This window comes from Bifidobacterium sp. (genome assembly GCF_051876855.1).
Taxonomy (GTDB): Bacteria; Actinomycetota; Actinomycetes; order Actinomycetales; family Bifidobacteriaceae; genus Bifidobacterium.
Map to the genome: position 1 here is coordinate 8653 of NZ_JBJEIH010000042.1, position 3297 is coordinate 11949.

General features: G+C 59.6%; 2 protein-coding genes. Both read left to right on the plus strand.

Features of this window, described 5'->3' with window-relative positions; translation table 11 throughout:
* Nucleotides 1-484: 484 nt before the first annotated feature.
* Entirely contained in the window at nt 485-1414 is a 930-nt protein-coding gene (locus ACI38B_RS03765) for an NINE protein (protein ID WP_439729580.1), read from the plus strand.
* A gap of 11 nt (nt 1415-1425) precedes the next feature.
* On the plus strand, nt 1426-2532 hold the full coding sequence (locus ACI38B_RS03770) for a lipoate--protein ligase family protein (RefSeq protein ID WP_439729581.1): 1107 nt from the start codon (nt 1426-1428) through the stop codon (nt 2530-2532).
* The last annotated feature ends 765 nt before the right edge of the window (nt 2533-3297 follow it).

Below are 3297 nucleotides of genomic sequence, written 5' to 3' on the forward strand. Positions count from 1 at the left end.
ATTTGGTGGGGTTCTGACGGGTTGTGTATGTCAGGGCATGCGTGGCCTGTTGAAACAGCGTTGGTGGTTGGGAGGCATCGCTGGATTTGACGGGTTGCGTATGTCTGGACATGCGTGGATGGGTGGAATGGCTTGTGAGGTTGTGTGGAGGGGAGCAGTTCTGACGGGTTGCGTATGTCGGGGTATGCGTGGGTGCGTGCTTGATGACTCGGGGTGGCGGATCGTACTTGATGCGTCAGGCTGTGTATGTCTGGGCATGCGTGAGTGGGTGGAATGGCTTGTGTGGTCGGGGGAAGGGAGCGGTTTTGTTGGGTTGTGTATGTCGGGGCATGCGTAGCGTGACACACACCGGGTTTGGCGGTCCTGCTTGTGATTGAACGTCCACGGGGGTGTGGTTTCGGTGGGTTTCGCATTGCAAACGCTGGATGTCCATGGACGACGGCTTCGGCATCGGCAAAGGCATGGGTTATGCGATACTGACGGTATGGAAGAAAATAACCAGAACAGCCAGGCTTCCGACATCATTGGTCAGGAAGCGCCGCAGCAGTCCCAGTACGCGTCGGCTGCATCGCAGCAGTCGGAGTACGAGCAGTCCGCGCAGGCTGCTCCGGAACCACAATCGGCAACTCAGCAACCTCAATACAGTCAGGAATACGGTCAGCAGTCCGCCCAGCCGCAGTATGACCAGTTCCAACCGCAGCAGTTTGATCAGTCTGCTTCCGGGCAACCGTCGTATGAGCAGCCCGCGTATGGCCAGCAGCCGTCGTACGAGCAGCAGTACGGTCAGCAGCCATCCGCGCAATCGCAGCCTGCGCCTGATCAGTACGGTCAGTACAATCAGTACGGCCAGTCCCAGTCGGATCAGTCCGGGTACGCGCAATATTCCCAGCCGGCATCGCAGGAATACACCTATGGCCAGGGCAACACCCAAACCACCCAATATCAAGAGGGATACCAGTACGCGGCGCCGCAATCGTACGAGCAGCCGTACGAGCAGCCTGCAGCGTCGGCAGCTTACCCGGCGGCCGGAGTCGCGATGGGCGAGGGCTACCAGTACCAGCAGCAGGCCTACGGCCAGCAGTATCAGCAGTCGTATGAGCAGCCGTATCAGGCTGCGCAAGGCTACCCGTATCCGCCGGCGAACTACGGCGGGTATGGATACGTCGGCCAGAAGTCAAAAATCGCAGCCGGTCTGCTGGGTATTTTCTTCGGCTCTCTCGGGGTGCATAATTTCTATCTCGGCAACACCGGCAAGGCAGTAGCTCAGCTGTTGTTGACGCTTATCGGCTGGATTGTGCTCGTTGGTCCTGTTATCGCAGGTATCTGGGGGCTGATTGAGGGCATTCTTATCCTGTCGTCATCCACAGGCAGTGAATGGCATAAGGACGGCAAGGGGTACGAGCTTCGGGACTGAGGATCTGCCCTATGCGCGGTGAATATAAAACTCCAGGCGGCAAGCTTGTCGGGGTCACAGTGGCGTGTGACCCCGCCGGTTTCATCACTTCATGCAGCATTGACGGCGATTTCTTCATGGAAGGCGAGGAATCCGAGCAACAAACCATGCTGAAGGCGCTCGCGAATGCGTTGCGGCACGGGGACGACCTCGAAACTGTATTCGCCGCCCATTCGCACGTCCAGTTGATCGGCGCCGATGCCAACGCGTTTCTCATCGCATTCCACCGGGCGGTCGGCAACGGCGGCGCGGCACCGCACTCCACAGCGATACGTGATACCGCATCGTCGCGCGGCCACGCGGCGACAACATCCAGCCAAGCACATCGCACCCTTGAACAAGCCGAGCGGAAGGCGGAACGACGCCGTCGAGCCCGCTGGCAGGCGCTGAAACCGGAAGTCATCCACGACACCCCGCGCATGCCCCAGGAGCAAATGGACCTCGATATCCGCCTGGCCGAGCGCGTCGCCGCAGGTAAGATGCCGCCTACCATGCGCTTTTGGGAGTGGGCCGTGCCCGCCGTGGTCATCGGCAGATTCCAGTCGATCGAAGACGAAGTGAATCTTGACCAGGCGCAGCAGTCCGGGTTCACCGTCGTCCGTCGTTGCACGGGCGGGGGAGCCATGTTCATCGAACCGGGCAACACCATCACCTACTCCTTGTATGCCCCGCGTGATTTCGTCGCCGGCATGGACATCGAGGAATCCTATCGGCTGTGCGACCAATGGCTGATTGACGCCCTGCGTGATTTGGGTATCGAGGCCTCGTTCAGCTCAATCAACGACATCTCGTCAAGTGCGGGGAAGATTGCAGGGGCAGCCCAGCGACGGTTCCCACCGATTGGGAAAGGGCCGGGAGCCGTGCTGCATCACGTGACCATGGCTTACGACATCGATGCGGTCGCCATGTCCCGCGTACTGCGGGTTTCACAGGAGAAGATGTCGGACAAAGCCGTGAAATCCGTCGTCAAACGCGTGGACCCGCTGCGCTCGCAGACCGGGTTGAGCCGGCGTGAAATCGTCGATCGGCTGATTGAAGCGGCGCGTCGTCGACAGCCGGCGGTGATGCCGTTCACGTAGCCGTTCGTGTGATGCCATTCGCATGACGCGGTCCAGGTGAGACGCAGCCTGTGCCACGCCGTTCACGCGAGTGCACATGTATTAGGTGCGTGCCCGATGTGATGCAAAGCTTTACCCAGGCGGGACCGCGCAATCGGCGACCCGAACCGGTGCCTGATACCGGCATTTGCATATCTGCGGTACTGATGAGGTGCTGGCGGGCGTGCATCTCGTCTATCTGTAGTACCTCCCCGACCATATCTTCACTATCTGTGTGCGTATGCACCCGATACTGCAAGTATGACCCGCGCAATTTCAACGGGCATACTCCGGGTATCGGCCGCCGGCGCACACAAATACGCGAGATACCCCTCGTCCGGTACTACAGATACCTCAGATAGCCGCCCACACGTATACACATGCCGCAGATAGTCGTGCCGTTGTATTCTGCTCATTTGATTTGTTCGGGGTTGTCATCTTTCTGGACTGCCTCGTCGTTCAATCGGATGGTTTGAGCGGCGGGATGCGAGTGGACAATGGTGAGGATTATGGGAATTGAGCGGGGCGGGACAACCCGGCACTGAATCGGAGAACGATGGGCGGAATCGGTTTCAGTCATCACCGGCAACGGACGGCACCGGGTCACCAGCCGTAGCGCTCCTGGAAAACTGCGGAATACCAAGGATACTTCACTATCTCGGAGACTGGCTGCCGGCACGCCGGCCGCGTAACTGACCGAGCCCATGGACTGAACCGGGGGTCGCACGGCGGAATCGGATCCAGTCC